The sequence below is a fragment of the Microbulbifer sp. CnH-101-G genome (genome assembly GCF_052466775.1).
Genome location: NZ_CP174292.1, coordinates 3,480,225 through 3,496,663, shown reverse-complemented (window position 1 = coordinate 3,496,663; position 16,439 = coordinate 3,480,225). Strand labels below are relative to the sequence as shown.

The following is a 16,439-nucleotide window of genomic DNA, read 5'->3' as shown; positions in this document are numbered from 1 at the left end:
GTGTTACCAACTAAAAACCTCGCGAAGGACTGGAAAAGTATTGTCTCTCAGTTTTGGCAACGCAATGCGTTGATCGATGTGTCAGTCAGACTACAGATGCTCGGAGGAGCTTTGCTGCTCCTTTATGCGGCATTATTTCCATTAGCCAGCGACTATGCAGATACTGCTAAAAAACTTTTAGTTGTTCTTACTTTCTGGGTGCTTTTCACCCGCGGAAGACATTGGCTGAACTCACCAGTCGGCTGGTTTTTCGCTGCTTCCTTATTAGTGCAGGTGTTATCCTGGGTTGGCATGCTGGTGGAACATCCTATCTGGGCCGAATCCTCGCCAAAGCTTCACCGCCTGGGGCAGTGGTTTTTATTTGCTGCTATTGCCTGTTGGCTGGGAGGCAGTACTCGCAACACTTTAATTCTCTGGTTGACGGCTTTAATCGCCATACTTTTGGCTCCCTGGATTGCGGGAGGAGGATTTTCTGAGTGGGCATACGGAGCCATGGGGCAGCGGGTCGAATTTGGCTTTCATAATGCCCAGCATACGGCAATTATCTTTGGTGTTGCGCTGCTCGGATTGGCTGTTTTTTCAAAGCGAATATTTAACTATTCAGGAGTGTTATCTGTTCCAAGTTTAGCCTGGGCCGTTGCTGTTGGTTTATGTGCTCTGGCCGTGCTTTATTCACAGACTCGTGCGATTTGGTTTGCTATAGCGATATCTCTGTTTGCGCTACTAATAGTTTACGTAGTGGTAGTTTTTCGCAAGCCGGGTAAAGGCATTTGGTTGCGCTTGCTGTCTTGGGGGGCGGTTATCGGTGTAGCTATTATCGCCCTTTGGGTGAAAGTTGGGGATGTGGTGATCAAGCGCCTTGGATTAGAGAGGAGTACAGTTGATGCCTTGCTCTCAGGTAACCTTGAATCCATTCCCTATTCCAGTATCGGTGTCAGGATACACAGCTGGCATGCTGCGGTTAATTGGATAGCTGAACGCCCATTGCTCGGTTGGGGCGGTAAAGGTCGGCGTCTTGTTATTCAAAACCTGCAGGATATGCCACCGGAATTTAGAAACTCTATCGGGCATCTGCACAACAGTTATCTTGACCTGCTCGTGAATTATGGGTTTCTAGGGGCCTTGGTGTGGGGAGCGTTTAATTGTTGGTTATTCTTGGCAGCTTATAAAAGCTGGCGTAAGGGCTTTTTACCGGGGGATTTCTTCCTTTTTTATATTGGTTTTATGATTCTTTGGCTGATTGCTAATTGTTTCGAATCTTATCTTTTCTATTCCAGCGGACATTTTATATTTGGCATTGTAGTTGCGGGGATTGCTACTCATATTTTTCGAAGCAAGAGCACTCCTGAGCAGGGCCGGGCTGTTAGTGAGTGAATATGAGGGGGGGGGAGTCCCCCCTCAGTGGGGCAAGGGCGACTTATCCTTTGGGGCGCCCTACACAATAATACTCGATCCCACCCTCGCTCATATACTGGGGCTCATAGAGGTTGCGGCCATCAAAAATAACTGGATTGTTCAACGCATTAATAACGGCCTTAGCATCAATGGCTTTAAATTGTTGCCACTCGGTAGCGATAATCAGGGCATCCGCTCCAGATAGCGCAACCTCTTTGGTACCACAGAGTTGCATATCTTCGCGTACACCGTATATCCGTTGACACTCCTCCATTGCCTGAGGATCGAAGGCCTGAACCTTTGCGCCGAGCTGCCAGAGCTGCTCCATTAAGGTACGGCTGGGCGCTTCGCGCATGTCGTCGGTGTTGGGTTTAAAGGCAAGTCCCCACAAGGCAAAGGTTTTCCCTTTCAAATCCTCACCAAAATGTTTGGTGATTTTTTGTAGCAGGTAGCTCTTCTGGGTTTGGTTACGCTCCTCCACAGCATTCAGGATGCTGGGGGATACGCCCTTTTGGGTTGCCGTCGCTATCAGTGCTTTTACATCTTTGGGGAAGCATGAGCCACCGTAACCGATGCCCGCGTAGATAAATTGGTAGCCAATGCGAGGGTCGGAGCCAATACCCTGGCGCACCTGTTCGATATCAGCGCCCACATGGTCGGCAATTTGTGCCATCTCATTCATAAAGCTGATCTTGGTGGCCAACATGCAATTGGCTGCGTACTTGGCCAGTTCCGCACTGCGAACATCCATGGTGATGATTTTTTCATGGTTGCGGTTGAATGGCGCATAGAGCTGGCGCAGGGCATTTTCTGCGGGGGCGCTGCGGGTGCCAATAATGATGCGGTCCGGTCGCATACAGTCGCTGACCGCGGAGCCCTCTTTGAGAAACTCGGGATTTGACACCACGTCGAAGGCGATGTCTTCGGCGTTGCGTTCAGCCAGCCGATCAGTAATTGCCTGGCTTACCAAATCTGCGGTGCCAACGGGAACCGTAGATTTATTGACGATTACTTTAGGGCTGCTCATATAAGTGGCGATAGATCCGGCCACCGCGAGCACATGGCGAAGGTCGGCCGAGCCATCCTCATCGGGGGGGGTGCCGACTGCGATGAATATGACTTCTCCGTGCTCAACGCCCTGTGACGCATCAGTACTGAAATTTAGGGTGCCATTTTTCAGGTTGCGTTCTATCAGTGGGGATAAGCCGGGTTCATAGATGGGAATAACCCCTTTTTTCAGATCTTCGACTTTCTTCTCATCAATATCAATGCACAAAATATTGTGGCCAACTTCAGCCAAAACTGCGGCTTGAACTAGTCCCACGTAACCGCTGCCAAATACCGTTACATTCATGAGTATCCCATTACCTGTCGCTGGAGGGGCTTTGCTGCCCAAAAATCATGCGCGCAAGTGTATCAGATATTGCTACCCTGCCCTGGTGGGTATTCGGCATATCTCATGTCTCTTGTTCGTAGCCAGGTGGGCAATAAGTTATGCTTACGGGCTTTTAAGAATGGGGTTAACTGGCTTTGCAGCTCAGGGTTTGGCGTTTTCTCGATGGTAACCGGGCGCATGAGAAACAAAGTGCGGCGTTGGTTCGTGGCCTGGATAAAAGTTTTGCCGGGCAGGTAAAGAGTTTTGATGTCCCGGCAGAGTTGAGTGCCTCGCGCATCTTCCTGGGGCGTGCACAGGAGCTCAACCAGCTGCCCAAACCGGATTTCCTTATTGGCACCGGGCGCAAAAGTCGCCTACCGATGTTGGCTGCGCGCCACCGTTTTGGTGGGCGTATTGTGTCGATCAACCGCCCACAGTTGCCGTTCCGCTGGTTTGATTTTGCGATTGTGCCCGAGCATGATCGACCGCCGCCGCTGGAGAATATTATTCTAAGTCAGGGCGCTCTGACCGAACCGCTGCCCGATATTGTTCCACAGGTTGGAAGAGGATTGATCCTTCTCGGTGGTCCGAGCAAGCATTATTCTTGGGATATTCAGTCGATTCGCACCCAGATCACGCCACTATTGAGCCAGCCCCTGGAGTGGCAGATTTCTAACAGCCGCCGAACACCAGGGGGCACACTGGAAGAACTGTCTGGAGATAATGCCAGTCTTATCGACTGGCACTCATGCCCCCCCGGTTGGGTTCAGGAGCAGATGGCGACAGCTGAGCAAATCTGGGTGAGTGAAGACAGTGTTTCCATGTTGTTTGAGTCGCTGCAGAGTCGCGCACGGGTAGGGGTGATCCGGGTTCCTAGCCTTGGTAAGTCCAATAAGGTCCGTGCCGCGGTGCAAAGGCTGATCGATCAGGGAATAGTCAGCGAACACCTGGAAGAAGTGCTGGCCCAGCCACAGCGTCAGCCTTTGGACCAGTACCTTCTGTGTGCCAGGGCACTATTGCGTCGCTGCGGACTTTTGGCAAATTAGCCTTTCAGGCCGCGCGCCTCAAATTTTCTCCAGGGTACCTTTTTATCGGAAACCTCCCACTCCACTCGAAGCCACATACGCTGGATACGACGGTGGATATAGCGTCTAGCAAAAAAGCGGGAAAATCGCGGCAGCGGCAGGAAAGAGGCACAACCTAAACCATCGATCAGGTAGATCTGTAAACGCCCATTTTCTCGACGTAAAACCAAGTTGTGAGCGATCAGGTTTTTGGTCAGTACTTCGTATTCTAGTAACCAGCTGGCAAATTCCTGCAGTGCCGTGCGCACTTCTTCATCCAGGCCGTGTTTGTTTAAGTACTGGCGTAGAGTGGGGGCTGGAGCCCCGCTCTCATCTAAAACCATATCTGTGACAGCAGCTGGCCCGAGACTGGTCTGCTGAATGCCATACCAGCGAGGTAGGTGTTGCCATAGACCGGCTCGCTCCCGTTGCAATGCTCTTTGACTATAACCCTCCTGCTCGCGCAGGTTATCGTCAAAGCTGTCCAGGCCGCGCCATCGTTTATACCAGGGGGCCCTATCCAACAGTATCTGTGTGCGTCCTGGGCGCATCACTTTGACACATAAGAGGGAGTCTTGTGGATGCTGATAGCAAAAGCGGTTGCCCCCACTGGCGAATGGCTCACGGTCATTCAAATCTATCATTGTGCCGCACCCTTTCTGCTGTCGAGCATTGTGCGATAGATTTCCATGGTATGGGCAGCCTGTCGCGCTAAGGTAAATTCTTCGGTGAGATGAGGTTTTAGCAGGGGGGCCTCCAGCAATTCCAATGTGCGCTCGAGGAGCATTTGCTGGTCCCCTTTATTCACCAGCCCCTGTGGGAAACAGGCTTGTAGGGACTCGGCTGGGCCACCGATGTCATAACCGATAATCGGTGTGCCTATCGCAGCCGCTTCGATCACCGTGCGCCCAAATGGCTCCGGGCGCTGCGAGAGATTGAAAACCAGAGTGGACTGCTTATACCAGTAGCGGATATCAGAGCGGTGCCCAACAAAACTGATGTGATCCCCAATCCCCAGTTTTTGCACTTTCTCTTTTAGCTCTTGTTCGTAATGGACCTTATTCGCTTCGCTACCACCGAGGATTACTCCATGAATTTGGGGATTTAGGGGAGCGAGCTTGGCAATCAGCTCAATAAAATCTTCCTGACCTTTCCAGCGGGTCAAGCGCCCCGGCAGTAGCAGCCAGCGCTTTCCCTGGAGTTGTGGAAACTCGCTGCATGTCAGTTCCATCCAATCAGCCGGAAGGTTTATCTCTGGGTGAAACTCGGTGGTATCCACCCCCCGGTAGACAATCTGAGGGGGCCTTTGCAGATCCTTGGGGTAGTTCTCCTGCAGGTAATCGTTTACGCATTTGGAGATGGCGATAACCTGCTCGGTTTTCGCCATGATCGCACTGTAGCGGTTGGTGGAGTAGAGCCCATGTGCGGTGCTCAGTAGTCTGGGACGGCTTTCCTCAGGCATTTTCTTCCAGGCCAGGTAGGTAAGCCAGGCCGGCACTCGGGAGCGAACATGCAGAATGTCCGCGTTTAGTTCGTGTAACAGTCTACGCAGAGGGCGTACCTGTAACAGGCTGGTCAGGGACTTTTTGTGGATTGGTAGGGTGATATGCTGCGAGCCTTCGCGCTGCAGCTGCTCCACCATCCGGCCACCATTGGAAATGACGATGGATTGATGTCCTGCTCGGACCAGTGCACGGGCAAAATCCACGGTTCCGCGCTCAACTCCGCCCGAGTTCAAGGCGGGCAGTAGTTGCACAACTTTCAAGTGACCAGCTCCGAGTAACCAAGAAGAAAATGTTCTGCCAATGATATGATGACCAGGCCTTGGTTTCCTGGCAGAAGACTCATTATATGCAGTGAAGCCTAATCCAGTACAGTTGGTGGTACAGCCTACCAGCATTTGTTTACTTCTTGTGAAGCCCTTTTTGTCGATGCGAGTTCTGTATACCTTTATTTTTCGAGCGGCGATTCCATTTGTTTTGCTGCGCCTCTGGTGGCGCGGTCGCAGCCAGCCCGAGTATCGGCAGCGCCTTGGAGAGCGACTGGGAAAAGTGCCGGAACGCCTCAGCCGCACACCGTTGCTCTGGGTACACTCAGTTTCTGTGGGTGAAACACTGGCGGCGATACCGGTGATTGCCCAGCTGGCGGCTCGCCATCCCCATTGGCAGTGGTTGGTGACAACGAGTACCCCTACTGGCTCGGAGCGGGTGACCGAGGCGTTGCGCCCCATTCTTGGTGGACGCTTGCTGCACTACTACCTGCCCTATGATCTTCCTGAGTGCCTGACTCCATTTTTGCAGGCTTTGCGCCCAAATATGCTGGTGATTGTGGAAACTGAACTGTGGCCGAACCTTCTTTATCTCTGCAAAAAACACAATATTCCCACGTTGCTAGCCAATGCCCGGCTCAGTGAGAAATCTGCCCGGGGCTACGGCAAGCTACCGAGGCTTACCCGGTCGATGCTGGCCAACCTGGATAGGGTTGTCGCCCAGTATGACGTGGATGCCCAGCGATTTATTGATTTAGGCTTGCCGTCACAGCGAGTGCAGGCCAGTGGCAATATTAAGTTTGACCTGAATATTGATCTGGGGCTGGCCAGTGAGGCTCAGGTTCTAGCTCACCAGTGGCGTGGCGCAAAGGAGCGGGCAAAGGGGCGTAAGGTGTGGCTGGCGGCCAGTACTCACGCCGGTGAGGATGAAATTATCCTGGATGCCTACAAAGTGCTGGTCAAAACTTTTGCAGATTTACTTCTGGTATTGGTCCCCCGGCACCCCCAGCGTTTTGAGGGTGTCGCGCGACTCTGCCAGGAACGGGGCCTTAGAGTGACCAGGCGCAGTGAGGGGCGGGCGCCGTCAGCCCGCGATCAAATACTCCTGGGGGATACCATGGGAGAATTGCTGCGCTTCTTTGGTGCCTGTGATGTGGCCTTTGTGGGTGGCAGCCTGGTTCCCGTTGGCGGGCACAATATGATTGAACCGGCGGCCTGGGGAGTTCCTGTTGTGTGCGGGCCTTTCCTGCATAACTTCGCCACCGTTTCCCAGCTATTGAAAGAAGCAGGTGGTATGGAAATTGCCGAGGATGCAGCCGCTTTAGCTGCTCAGTTGCATGAGTGGTTGGAAAATGATCAGAAACGTATCTCTGCAGGCCAGCGCGGCAGGGATGTCGCACAGGAAAACAGCGGTGCATTGCAGCGTCTGTTGGATGAAATCGAAGGCTTGATGCCTGGTTTGGAAGGCCAGTGAGTGGATTTGAATCCACTCACTGGCCAGTAAAACCTACTTGGAAGGAGCGGCGGCGCCGGCTTCGGCAACGCGGGATACATGCAGTGCCGGGTTCAGCATAGCGTCCAACTCCTGCAAGTCTTTGGGCGACAGCAGTCCGGATACTTGCTTGAGATTGAGAGTATTTAGAATGTAGTCGTAAAGGGCATTGGCATAATCCGTTTCCGCCTGGAAGAGGGTGCGCTGGGCCAGCAATACATCGACGATATTTCGCGTGCCCACTTCATAGCCCGCCTGGGTTGCTTCCAGGGCGCTCTTGGCGGAAACCACCGCCTGTTGCCGAGCCGATACACGGGAGACATCGGTCACAACCAATCGATGCAGGGTACGGGTGGTCTGGATAGTATTGCGCTCGGTGAGGTTGCGCAGATCCTGGGCCTGGAAGGATAGGTTGCGCGCCTCGCGGCGATTGGCACTGAGCAGACCGCCGGTGTAGATGGGGATATCTAAGGTAATTGATACGGTGGTATCTCGGAAATCCTGATCGCGAGGGAATGTTGTACTTCGGTTTCGGCCTCGAAATTCTCCTTCAAAAGTTGCCCTCCTTGTTTGGTCACCTTCTGAGGTGGCTTTGTTATATGAGACGGCACCAGTAAGCGTAGGCAGATGCTGACTCGCGGCCGAGCGGGCGCTGTAACGGGCTGCCTCGGCATTCAGGCGTGCGGCTTTTAAGGTGAAGTTATTGGCCAGCGCGAAATCGACCCAGTCGGCGCGGTCCGCTGGCACCGGCGGAGCCACCTGGAAGCTCTCCACCAGCGGCGCAACTTCATCGTGATAACCGCCTGTAAGCACAGAGAGGGCATCGAAATTACTGAGCAGGCTGTCCTGGGCGGTGAGGCGTCGCGCTACGGAGCTGTCGTAGGCAGCCTGGGAGTCATACACATCGGTAATTGCCGTCAACCCCACCTCGAAGCGCTGCTGGGTCTGCTCCAGCTGCTTGGCCAGAGCCTTTTCTTCAGAGACGGCCGCCTCCAGCACATCGTAAGCCCGCAACACATCGAAGTAGGCGGTGGCTACACGAATCATCATATCCTGCTGGTTGGCGCTATACTCTGCCGTGGCCAGTTCGGTTAGCTTCTTGCCTTGTTGATAACCAAACCAGGCTGGAGCATCAAATATCGCTTGGCTCAGGGTGGCATTGTAAAGCCTATCGTCAAAGGTGCCCGTGTCTTTTTGAAGAAAATCAATGAGTTCAACATTCTCAACATCATCTACATTTTCATCAAAGGGTTCTGCTTGACCTGACTGATAGTACTCATGATTTCTCGCCGCCTGGATTTGAGCATTCACCTGCGGCAACAGCGGCGCGCGCAGTTGGTTTTTTGCCTCAATTCCTGCGTGGTAACCCGCGCGATCTGCGGCTAACTGGGGGTCGTTATCCAGCGCCTGCATATAAATATCCCACAGGGTGTCGGCCTGGGCCTGCATGGCGCCGAAGCCCAGCAGGGTTGCGGCGATTAGTTTCTTCAGTGGACGCAACTGGCGGCCTCGCGGCTCTTTGCGGTTACTTCTTTTCATCTGTTTCAACTTCCTGTGGCGGGTGCGGTCTTCAAGCTTCTGTCAGTTATTTGGAGCGGCACTCGAGTTCTGATTCTCGGTGGGTTCCTTTGGCTCGCATTGTCTGATGGCGCTGCCAGTCTCCCCAATTAGCAGTCGCGAGAGTGTACCCGCGGCTAGTCTAAGCGTCGAGGCGACGCTTTGGGCTTTTTGGTATATCTTCGTTAAACCGACGCGAATGTGCGTTTACCGGTAACTGCCTGGCAGTATCAGGGCAGCATTGAATAGGGCAATGGCCCTACATTGCAATAGACGCGCCATCGAAGTATTTGGATGCGGCAAAAATTGTGCAGAATAAGGCAAGGACCTCTGGCACATGAATCAGCTGCGCAACACTAAGCCGATACCCTGGCAGCGTGCCTGTCATGAATGTGACCTGTTATTGACCGGCGGTTTGGCACCGCCAGGCCAAAAACTGGTTTGTCCGCGATGCCGTTGCACTCTGCACCGCAACAGCAATCACAGCGTTTATTACACTATTGCCCTGAGTCTGACTGGGCTATTGCTATTTATTCCCTCGGCCAGTCTGCCGTTACTCAAATTCTCACTTTTCTCTTTTGGTGCCGATAATACCCTATTGAACGGGGTTCACTCCCTCTACAAAGCGGGTTTTATCTGGCTGGCATCCCTGGTGTTGTTTTGCAGTGTATTGGCACCCTTGGGGAAGTTCCTACTGCTGTTGTTTATCTGCTGCGGCAGTGCCTGGAAGTTCCTGGATCGGGCGGTTGCCTTTGCGGTGAGGTGGTACCAGCACATCAAGGAGTGGGGCATGTTGGATGTCTACATGCTGGGCATCCTGGTGGCGCTGATCAAATTGAGGGACCTGGGAAAAATGGATGTGGAACCGGGGCTCTACTGCTTTGGTGCCATGATGTTGGTGGCCAACCTCTCCTCCCTCAGCTTCGATCAAAATGCTATTTGGCAACGTATGGCACTGCGGCGTGACTTGCGCGAGGCAGCGCTATGAGTGCTCCGCAGAAAGCGCTTAAAAAGGGAATGACCAGCTGCCTGAGCTGTCATCAGCTGATTATTTTACCGGCCCGGGGAGGGCGTTGCCGCTGCCCTCGCTGTGATGCGAGTGTTTATGGGCGCATTGATGGCAGTTTGATGCTTACCTGGGCGCTGACAATCACCGGTGCTCTGTTGTTACTGCCAGCAAATATCCTGCCGATTATGAGTGTTATTTACCTCGGTGCCGGGGAACCCAGCACAATTATCAGCGGGGTGATGCAACTCTATAACAGCGGTATGTGGGGGATTGCCCTAATCGTTTTTGTGGCCAGTATTGCTGTGCCGGTAATGAAATTACTGGGGTTGATATTGCTATTAGTACAGATTCAGCTGCGATTGCATTTTGTGCCGACCCAGGCGATGAAAATTTATCGGGTGGTTTCTGGAATCGGGCGTTGGTCGCTATTGGATCTATTTATGATCTCGATTCTCGCGGCTCTGGTGGATATGGGGTTTATCGCACAGGTCGCTGCCGGCCCTGGTAGCACCGCTTTTGCCTCGGTGGTGGTGGTTACCATGCTGGCGGCGCGCTCTTTCGACCCGCGCTTGATATGGGATGCACACGATGGAGATCTGTATGCAACCGCGGTAGAGCCGGAAACGGCTCACAGGAGTGCGGCAGAAAATGGCTGACAATGTGCCTGAGGATAATGAAGTCATAGAGCCCCGGGCTTATGAGGGCGCCCAGCGCGGGCAGGTTCGCAGGAGCCGGGGTCTGCCGCTTGTTTGGATATTGCCACTGGTGGCCGGTTTGATCGCCGCCTGGTTGCTTTACCAGGATATGGCTGAAGGGGATGTGCACGCGAGCATCCTGTTTCACTCCGGCGATGGCCTGGTGAAAGGCAAAACGGTGGTGAAATATTCTGGTGTGGATATAGGCGTCGTTCAAGATGTACGCCTGGTTCCCAATGCTAAAGAATTAAACGGTGCCGATGGCGTGATGGCGGAAGTCAGTCTCAACCGCAGTGCCGAGTATCTGCTCGTCGAGGGCACCGAGTTTTGGGTAGTGAAACCGGAGCTGTCCATTACCGGCATCAGCGGATTGGAAACTCTGCTATCGGGCAACTACATCGCCGTGGAGTCCGGCAGTGGCAAACGCAAACGGGAATTTGTCGCTCTGGATCGCCCGCCAGCATTTGTTCGTGGCGATGGCCTGCGCGTGGTGCTCAAGTCCCGCAGGCTCGGCTCCCTCAGTCGAGGGTCGCCGGTGTACTACCGCCAGTTGCGCGTGGGGCAGGTGGCAGACTACAGCCTCGATGAAGACGGCAACCAAGTCGGTATCGAATTATTTATCCGTCGCGAATACGCCTATCTGGTACACCGGGGCAGCCGCTTTTGGAACAGTTCTGGCATTTCAATTGAGGGGGGAATCAGCGGTATCAGTATTAACCTGGAATCTCTCGCTGCCTTGTTTGCCGGTGGTGTCAGTTTTTACACGCCGGAATCCCAGCGTCAGTCGCCACTGGCGGTCAACGGCACAGAATTCAAACTGTATAAAAATTTTGCCGCGGCAGATGCGGGAATTTCTGTCACCCTAAATTTTGATCGAGGTGTCGATGTAACACCCGGCAGTACCAAGGTTTACTACCAGGGAATCAAGGTGGGGGAGGTCAGTCGTGCTAAAGCCAATGCCAGTATGAATGGAATGGAAGTCAGGGTGCTGATGGACCCGGCCACCGACGACCTACTCAGTGAAAATACGCGTTTCTGGTTGGCGCCGCCCACCTTTGATTTTAGTGGTGGCCTGAATGAATTAATTCAGGGCAATCGCATTGAGGTAGAGCTGCGTCGCGGACAGCGCTCCCAACGCACTTTTTCCGCTCGTGCCTCGGCGCCACAAATGGACCCCAGGGTGCCAGGGCTGCATTTGCGTCTTACCTCCCGCAACCCGGGCTCACTGCAGCGGGGGGCTCCCGTTTATTTCCGCCGTATCGAAGTGGGCAAAGTGCAGGGAATGGAATTGCGCAGAGATGGCGAAGGCGTTGAGGTGTATGTGGTGATCGAACCCCGCTATGCACACTTAGTTAAGCCGGGTACCCGTTTCTGGAATATCAGTGGGCTACGGGCTAGTGCGAGCCTCAGTAGCGGTATCGAGGTACAGGCAGACTCACTGATGTCGCTACTGCGCGGTGGTGTCGCATTTGGTATGAGGCGCGATGACCACGAAAAGGGCGGGCCCGTGCAAAATGGCGACCAGTTCCCCTTATACCGCAGCCGCGAGGCAGCGTTGGAGGAGGGCATTGAAATACACATTTATTTACCCAGTGCCGAGGGACTTAAGGTCGGGGCCCCATTGCGCTACAAAGGTGTACAAATTGGGGAAATAACCCGTTTGCGTCTCGGCAGGGATCTCAGTGAGGTGCAGGCGAGAGCGAAGCTCTATCACCGCGGTGGCAACTTTGCCCGTGCGGGCACTCGTATCTGGGTGGTGTCGCCACAAATTGGTATTAGTAAAGTTGAGCATCTGGATACGCTCATTACCGGCCGCTACTTGGCCCTTGAGCCTGGTGGAGGGCCCCCGGAAACAGAATTTTATGCCGAGTTACAGGCCCCGAAAGAGGACCTTGCCGAAACCATGAGTCGACCTGGTCTGACGATAATACTCGATGCCGCCAGGCGAGGCTCTCTGGTGGCGGGCAGTCCCGTCTATTACCGCCAGGTTCAAGTTGGGGAGGTTACCGGTTTTGAGTTGGGAGAGTGGGCGGACCGGGTATATATCTATGTGCATATCGAACCGCAATACCGTCCGCTTGTGCGCGAGTACACAGTTTTTTGGAACGCCAGCGGTGTAGATGTGAATTTTGGGCTGAAAAGTGGTCTCAACATTAATACTGAGTCTGCTCAGGCCCTGATTAAGGGGGGAATTGCTTTTGCCACACCCGAGCCGCCATTTATGGGATTCGAAGTGGAATCCGGCAGCCATTTCCCACTCTATCCACGTGCGGAGCCCAAGTGGTATAAGTGGAGTCCTAAGATAGAGCTGTATAACTATGCAGAACCGGTCAAATAAGTAATAAAGTCAAGGAGTATTTATGCGTTACATAACCATGGGACTAATGACACTGCTGTTTTTGGCCGGGTGCCAGGAAATGCAAGTGGAACGGGTGAATACGGGGGCCCAGCCGGTGGCTTTTTCCACTTATAAATGGGGAGTAACGCCCCTCAACGATGTGGATGCCTCTGCACAATTGGTGGAGCTGGATGAGGAAATGCGCGGCACGGTGGCGGCCCAATTACAGCAGCGCGGTTACCGTCAGGTAGCCCAGGACCAGGATGCGGATATGGTCGTGGATTATCAGGTGGCTGTGGTGGATGAGTTTTTTTCCGGAGATACCCGGGACCCAAGCTGGGACAAGCAGTTTGACAGCAACGCACCGCAAGATGTGGTGGAATTGCCGCCACTTACCGATGCTCCACTGGTGATTATGAGTGTGGGGATTGGTCGCCCTGATGGCGTGACAATTTGGGGTGGCAGTGCCAGCGAGCTGCTGACCCGCCCCGATAGTGTTGAACAGCGTCAACGCCTGATTTCACGAGGCGTCAGTGAATTATTACGGGATCTGCCACCAGCCTATCAGTGAACCGAATTATTATCGATTTTTTTAGCTCCCCTACCTTACATCCCGCATCGCCGGCCATTGGCCGGCGATGCTCTTCAAATATCAGAGAGCTGCCAGTTATTGGTAGCAATATTACTAACCTTTTTTGTTTTCACGGCTACAGAGGCTGGGCAGTGAAAATACTTTGAAGGCTTTCTGCAATTTTTATAGGAGTTAGGGGCGCCCGCGTCTCATCAGGGTATCGTAGAGTTCAATATAGGAGTCCACGATAAATTGCTTCGAATAACCCTGCGCATACACTTCCGCGGCATTCTCAATCAGGCTCTGGCGTAAATCTGGGTTATCCAGCACCGAGCGGACGGCCTTGGCCAGGGCATCGGCATCATCGATGGGAGTAATAAGTCCGCTGTGCCCATCACTGATCACTTCGCCGGGCCCCTGGGAATTGGTGGCGACGATCGGGCAGCGATGTGCCCAGGACTCCATTACGATGGAACCCAGTCCCTCGTGCCGTGATGGGCATACAAACAGATCGGCCGTGCGCATCAGGGTAGTGACGTCGTTGCGCCAGCCGAGGAAGCGCACGCGCTGGTCCAGGCCGAGCTTGTGGCACAGCGCTTTCAGGTTGGCCTCTTCGGGGCCGGTACCGGCGAGCCACAGAGTGGCGTCGGGTATCTGCGCCAGGGAGTGCAGCAGGACATCAAAGCCCTTATTGATGTGCAGGCGGCCCGCGGCGAGGATCAGGGGTTTGTCTTCGGGGGTATCGAAACTGTTGCGCGGTAGGGGTTCTACCGGAGTCTCATCGGCAAAATTGGGGATATGAAAAATACGCTCCCTGGGGATACCGCCATCGATCATATGTTGGCAAATACCCTTACTGATACCGATCCAATAATCCGCGTGGCGGTAGTATTTCAGGTTGTAATAGTGCCCGAGCCGGCTGACCAATAGGTAGTTTTTTGAGTTGGGGGTGATAATGGTGGCGCGCCCCATCCAGGTCATCACGATGTCCGGCTGCCAGTTATTCAGTGCCTCGCGGTAGACTCTGCGACCGAGAAAATCCAGTTTGCCGCCAAACTTAAAACCTTCGGTTTCGACACCATTGTTGCGCAGCGCCTGCACGCGGTGATCGTGGTTGCGGATAAAGGCTTTCTCGTTAATCTCAGCGCGCGGATTCAATCCGCTTACCAGGCGCACGAAAAAATTTTCCGCACCGCCGTGCTCGGCACCGGCCAGGACCTGCGCCACTCGAATTGGCTTGTTACTCATAAATCCAACGTATTCTGTGTAATTCTTCCAGTGGCCCGTTATTTCAGCGTGCCATCCAGGTTGATATCGTGCGCCCAGGCGTAGTCGTGACTAAAGGGTTGCAGGCTGGTGGCCTCAACAATGTACTGGGCGTAGAGTTTTGAGTTCATTTCGGTGTGGAAAAATTCCCGGGCTTTTGCTGCCCAGGCGCGGCGCTTGGCATCATCACCATGGAACTCGCGGATTTTTTCCAACAGGTCCTGCTCATCGGAAAAGTAAACCACGCTCTCTGCAGGCAGTAGTTCGTCGAAGTGCAACTTGTCACTGGTGAACTGCAAAATACCATTGCCGGCGAGCTGGGCCATACGCGCTGAGGAATACCAGTAGTGGGTATCCTGGCGGTTAAAGTTCAGCCCCATTTTAGTTTGTGCCAGTGCGCGATCGTAGTCCCTCCCCCAAACTGGCGCTTCACCAAAGCTGCCGTAGGTTTTGAAGTTCAGCGAATCTCCCAGGGCATCCTTGAGATTTTTCACCATTTGCAGGCGCTTGGTGAAATTATTGCTGTTGCTACAAAACAGCAGATCGATAAGCAGATCAGTGCGCTCGGCATTATTGAGGTTTTCGATGGAGGGCTCGACCGGGTTGGGCATGTGGTAAACCCGAGCATTAATCCCCTCAAAAATACTCAGTTCGCGGCGGCCGGTGGAGACAAAGACAGCATCGGCCACTTCAGCACGGTGCTTGATACGTTCAACATTGCTGGGCACGAACAGCGGATCGTTATTGCAGTGTGCGATCAGACAGTTGGGCTGTTGTTGCTTGATAGTCTTCAGGGTGTCGTTACTGATCATGTCGCAGTGGCCGGCGATGATCAGGTCGGGCTCGAATGCTTCAACCGTTTCCAACAGGCGACGATTGGCTTTGCTCACCCCCAAGTCGCGGATTCCAAAGGGCGCTTCAAAGGCTGCCACATCCCGGTCGCTGAACACCTGTGTATAGTGATCGTTTTTGATCAGGCCAAAAGTCAGTTTCTGTGCCCAGCTAACCCGCGTCTTACCGTAACGGCGCAGTTGCTGGTAGGCGATATTGAGCACTCTCATGGTGGTGCGGTCTCTAAAAAAATCCAGGGAGATAATACGTATGGCCGCTTGCTATAGGGGCTGGTACGGTGGGCGCAGAGTATAACAGCTGCATCCCGGTCATATAGTGCCCAAGTATGCAGATCCCACTCGCGCAGAAGGTCAGCGAACTAATGTCAAAAATGAAGAGTCAAAAGGGTTTGTCCCCGGAGTTTTCCGTAGATTCTGTAGAAGTTGTTTCCAGGGAGACGGTCTATAAGGGATTTTTTTCCATGTTGCGCCTGCGGCTGCGCCATCGCCTTTTTCGCGGTGGCTGGAGTGAAATCTTCACGCGGGAGCTGTTTGTACGCGGTCCGGCAGTGGGGGTATTGCTCTACGATCCTGATCGGGATCTCGTTGCGCTTACCGAGCAGTTCCGCATTGGCGCGCTGGAGCGGCCGGCGGGCCCCTGGTGCCTGGAAGTAGTGGCCGGCATGGTGGAAGCCGGGGAAGACCTGGAGGATGTAGCCCGTCGCGAAGTGCTGGAAGAAGCGGGGCTTAAGGTACAGGCGTTGCACTTTATCCACAGTTATATGCCCAGTGTGGGTGGCAGCTCCGAACGGCTGCACCTGTATTGTGCGCTGGTGGACTTGAGCAGTGCAGAGGGGTACTTTGGCTTGGAGCAGGAAAACGAAGATATCCGCCTGCGGGTGTTTTCCAGAGACTCGATACTCGCCACCATGGCGGGGGACTATGCTCCAGGTGAGAACCCTATCGATAATTCGGCCACCATTATTTGTATGCAGTGGCTGCAATTGAACCGGGCAAAACTAACAAACCACAGGCCAACTGCCTGACTGGTCATTTGCATTGCGCACTGTTACCTGCGT

The 16,439-nt window shown here is 53.7% G+C and carries 14 protein-coding genes; 8 read left to right on the top strand and 6 right to left on the bottom strand.

Annotated elements, in window-relative coordinates:
• Positions 1–1,374 carry an O-antigen ligase family protein gene (locus tag ACJJID_RS15445; protein WP_444920248.1) on the top strand — a complete coding sequence of 458 codons (1,374 nt, stop codon included), beginning with the start codon at positions 1–3 and terminating at the stop codon, positions 1,372–1,374.
• Positions 1,375–1,417: 43 nt separating this feature from the next.
• Here ACJJID_RS15445 and ACJJID_RS15440 read toward each other — a convergent pair whose 3' ends face one another.
• Positions 1,418–2,749 (bottom strand): UDP-glucose dehydrogenase family protein, encoded by a 1,332-nt coding sequence (locus ACJJID_RS15440; protein WP_444920247.1) that lies wholly within the window; start codon positions 2,747–2,749, stop codon positions 1,418–1,420.
• 176 nt (positions 2,750–2,925) lie between these two features.
• Here ACJJID_RS15440 and ACJJID_RS15435 point away from each other — a divergent pair, with 176 nt between their 5' ends.
• On the top strand, positions 2,926–3,816 hold the full coding sequence (locus ACJJID_RS15435; protein ID WP_444920246.1) for an ELM1/GtrOC1 family putative glycosyltransferase: 891 nt from the start codon (positions 2,926–2,928) through the stop codon (positions 3,814–3,816).
• Here ACJJID_RS15435 and ACJJID_RS15430 read toward each other — a convergent pair.
• A complete protein-coding gene (locus ACJJID_RS15430; protein WP_444920245.1) occupies positions 3,813–4,478 on the bottom strand; it encodes a YrbL family protein in 666 nt (221 codons plus the stop codon). The two genes, ACJJID_RS15435 and ACJJID_RS15430, sit on opposite strands and share 4 nt — an antisense overlap.
• Positions 4,475–5,590 (bottom strand): glycosyltransferase family 4 protein, encoded by a 1,116-nt coding sequence (locus ACJJID_RS15425; RefSeq protein WP_444922641.1) that lies wholly within the window; start codon positions 5,588–5,590, stop codon positions 4,475–4,477. The genes ACJJID_RS15430 and ACJJID_RS15425 overlap by 4 nt, the downstream gene beginning before the upstream one ends.
• Positions 5,591–5,765: 175 nt before the next feature.
• Between ACJJID_RS15425 and waaA the strand changes: the two genes are divergently transcribed.
• The gene (gene waaA, locus ACJJID_RS15420) at positions 5,766–7,076 is read left to right on the top strand and encodes a lipid IV(A) 3-deoxy-D-manno-octulosonic acid transferase (RefSeq protein WP_444922640.1); all 1,311 of its coding nucleotides are present in this window, start codon (positions 5,766–5,768) and stop codon (positions 7,074–7,076) included.
• 33 nt (positions 7,077–7,109) lie between these two features.
• On the opposite strand, the gene ACJJID_RS15415 is transcribed toward waaA, so the two are convergent.
• Positions 7,110–8,633 carry a TolC family outer membrane protein gene (locus ACJJID_RS15415; RefSeq protein WP_444920244.1) on the bottom strand — a complete coding sequence of 508 codons (1,524 nt, stop codon included), beginning with the start codon at positions 8,631–8,633 and terminating at the stop codon, positions 7,110–7,112.
• 355 nt (positions 8,634–8,988) lie between these two features.
• Between ACJJID_RS15415 and ACJJID_RS15410 the strand changes: the two genes are divergently transcribed.
• Genes ACJJID_RS15410 through ACJJID_RS15395 form a run of 4 tightly spaced genes read left to right on the top strand, consistent with a single transcriptional unit; the run spans position 8,989 to position 13,264 of the window.
• Positions 8,989–9,639 (top strand): paraquat-inducible protein A, encoded by a 651-nt coding sequence (locus ACJJID_RS15410; protein WP_444920243.1) that lies wholly within the window; start codon positions 8,989–8,991, stop codon positions 9,637–9,639.
• Positions 9,636–10,316 (top strand): paraquat-inducible protein A, encoded by a 681-nt coding sequence (locus ACJJID_RS15405; RefSeq protein WP_444920242.1) that lies wholly within the window; start codon positions 9,636–9,638, stop codon positions 10,314–10,316. Before ACJJID_RS15410 ends, ACJJID_RS15405 begins: the two co-directional genes overlap by 4 nt.
• Complete coding sequence (locus tag ACJJID_RS15400; protein WP_444920241.1) at positions 10,309–12,693, top strand: MlaD family protein; 2,385 nt, start codon at positions 10,309–10,311, stop codon at positions 12,691–12,693. Before ACJJID_RS15405 ends, ACJJID_RS15400 begins: the two co-directional genes overlap by 8 nt.
• 22 nt (positions 12,694–12,715) lie before the next feature.
• The gene (locus ACJJID_RS15395; protein ID WP_152455273.1) at positions 12,716–13,264 is read left to right on the top strand and encodes a DUF4136 domain-containing protein; all 549 of its coding nucleotides are present in this window, start codon (positions 12,716–12,718) and stop codon (positions 13,262–13,264) included.
• 192 nt (positions 13,265–13,456) lie between these two features.
• Here the strand turns inward: ACJJID_RS15395 and ACJJID_RS15390 are convergent, their stop codons facing one another.
• Both ACJJID_RS15390 and ACJJID_RS15385 read right to left on the bottom strand, forming a co-directional pair.
• Positions 13,457–14,512: a glycosyltransferase gene (locus ACJJID_RS15390; protein WP_444920240.1), complete on the bottom strand. Its 1,056-nt coding sequence runs from the start codon at positions 14,510–14,512 to the stop codon at positions 13,457–13,459.
• A gap of 38 nt (positions 14,513–14,550) precedes the next feature.
• Positions 14,551–15,591, bottom strand: a complete 1,041-nt coding sequence (locus ACJJID_RS15385; protein WP_444920239.1) for a glycosyltransferase family protein — start codon at positions 15,589–15,591, stop codon at positions 14,551–14,553.
• Between the two features lie 116 nt (positions 15,592–15,707).
• On the opposite strand from ACJJID_RS15385, the gene ACJJID_RS15380 reads away from it, so the two are divergent.
• Complete coding sequence (locus tag ACJJID_RS15380) at positions 15,708–16,406, top strand: NUDIX domain-containing protein (protein WP_444920238.1); 699 nt, start codon at positions 15,708–15,710, stop codon at positions 16,404–16,406.
• The last annotated feature ends 33 nt before the right edge of the window (positions 16,407–16,439 follow it).

What these genes read in the sequence shown, in the direction of transcription:
- ACJJID_RS15380 (WP_444920238.1), top strand. Translation starts at nt 15,708, where the DNA reads ATGCAGATCCCACTCGCGCAGAAGGTCAGCGAACTAATGTCAAAAATG.
- ACJJID_RS15395 (WP_152455273.1), top strand. Translation starts at nt 12,716, where the DNA reads ATGCGTTACATAACCATGGGACTAATGACACTGCTGTTTTTGGCCGGG.
- ACJJID_RS15390 (WP_444920240.1), bottom strand. Translation starts at nt 14,512, where the DNA reads ATGAGTAACAAGCCAATTCGAGTGGCGCAGGTCCTGGCCGGTGCCGAG.
- ACJJID_RS15400 (WP_444920241.1), top strand. Translation starts at nt 10,309, where the DNA reads ATGGCTGACAATGTGCCTGAGGATAATGAAGTCATAGAGCCCCGGGCT.
- ACJJID_RS15410 (WP_444920243.1), top strand. Translation starts at nt 8,989, where the DNA reads ATGAATCAGCTGCGCAACACTAAGCCGATACCCTGGCAGCGTGCCTGT.
- ACJJID_RS15440 (WP_444920247.1), bottom strand. Translation starts at nt 2,749, where the DNA reads ATGAATGTAACGGTATTTGGCAGCGGTTACGTGGGACTAGTTCAAGCC.
- waaA (WP_444922640.1), top strand. Translation starts at nt 5,766, where the DNA reads ATGCGAGTTCTGTATACCTTTATTTTTCGAGCGGCGATTCCATTTGTT.
- ACJJID_RS15415 (WP_444920244.1), bottom strand. Translation starts at nt 8,633, where the DNA reads ATGAAAAGAAGTAACCGCAAAGAGCCGCGAGGCCGCCAGTTGCGTCCA.
- ACJJID_RS15405 (WP_444920242.1), top strand. Translation starts at nt 9,636, where the DNA reads ATGAGTGCTCCGCAGAAAGCGCTTAAAAAGGGAATGACCAGCTGCCTG.
- ACJJID_RS15430 (WP_444920245.1), bottom strand. Translation starts at nt 4,478, where the DNA reads ATGATAGATTTGAATGACCGTGAGCCATTCGCCAGTGGGGGCAACCGC.
- ACJJID_RS15385 (WP_444920239.1), bottom strand. Translation starts at nt 15,591, where the DNA reads ATGAGAGTGCTCAATATCGCCTACCAGCAACTGCGCCGTTACGGTAAG.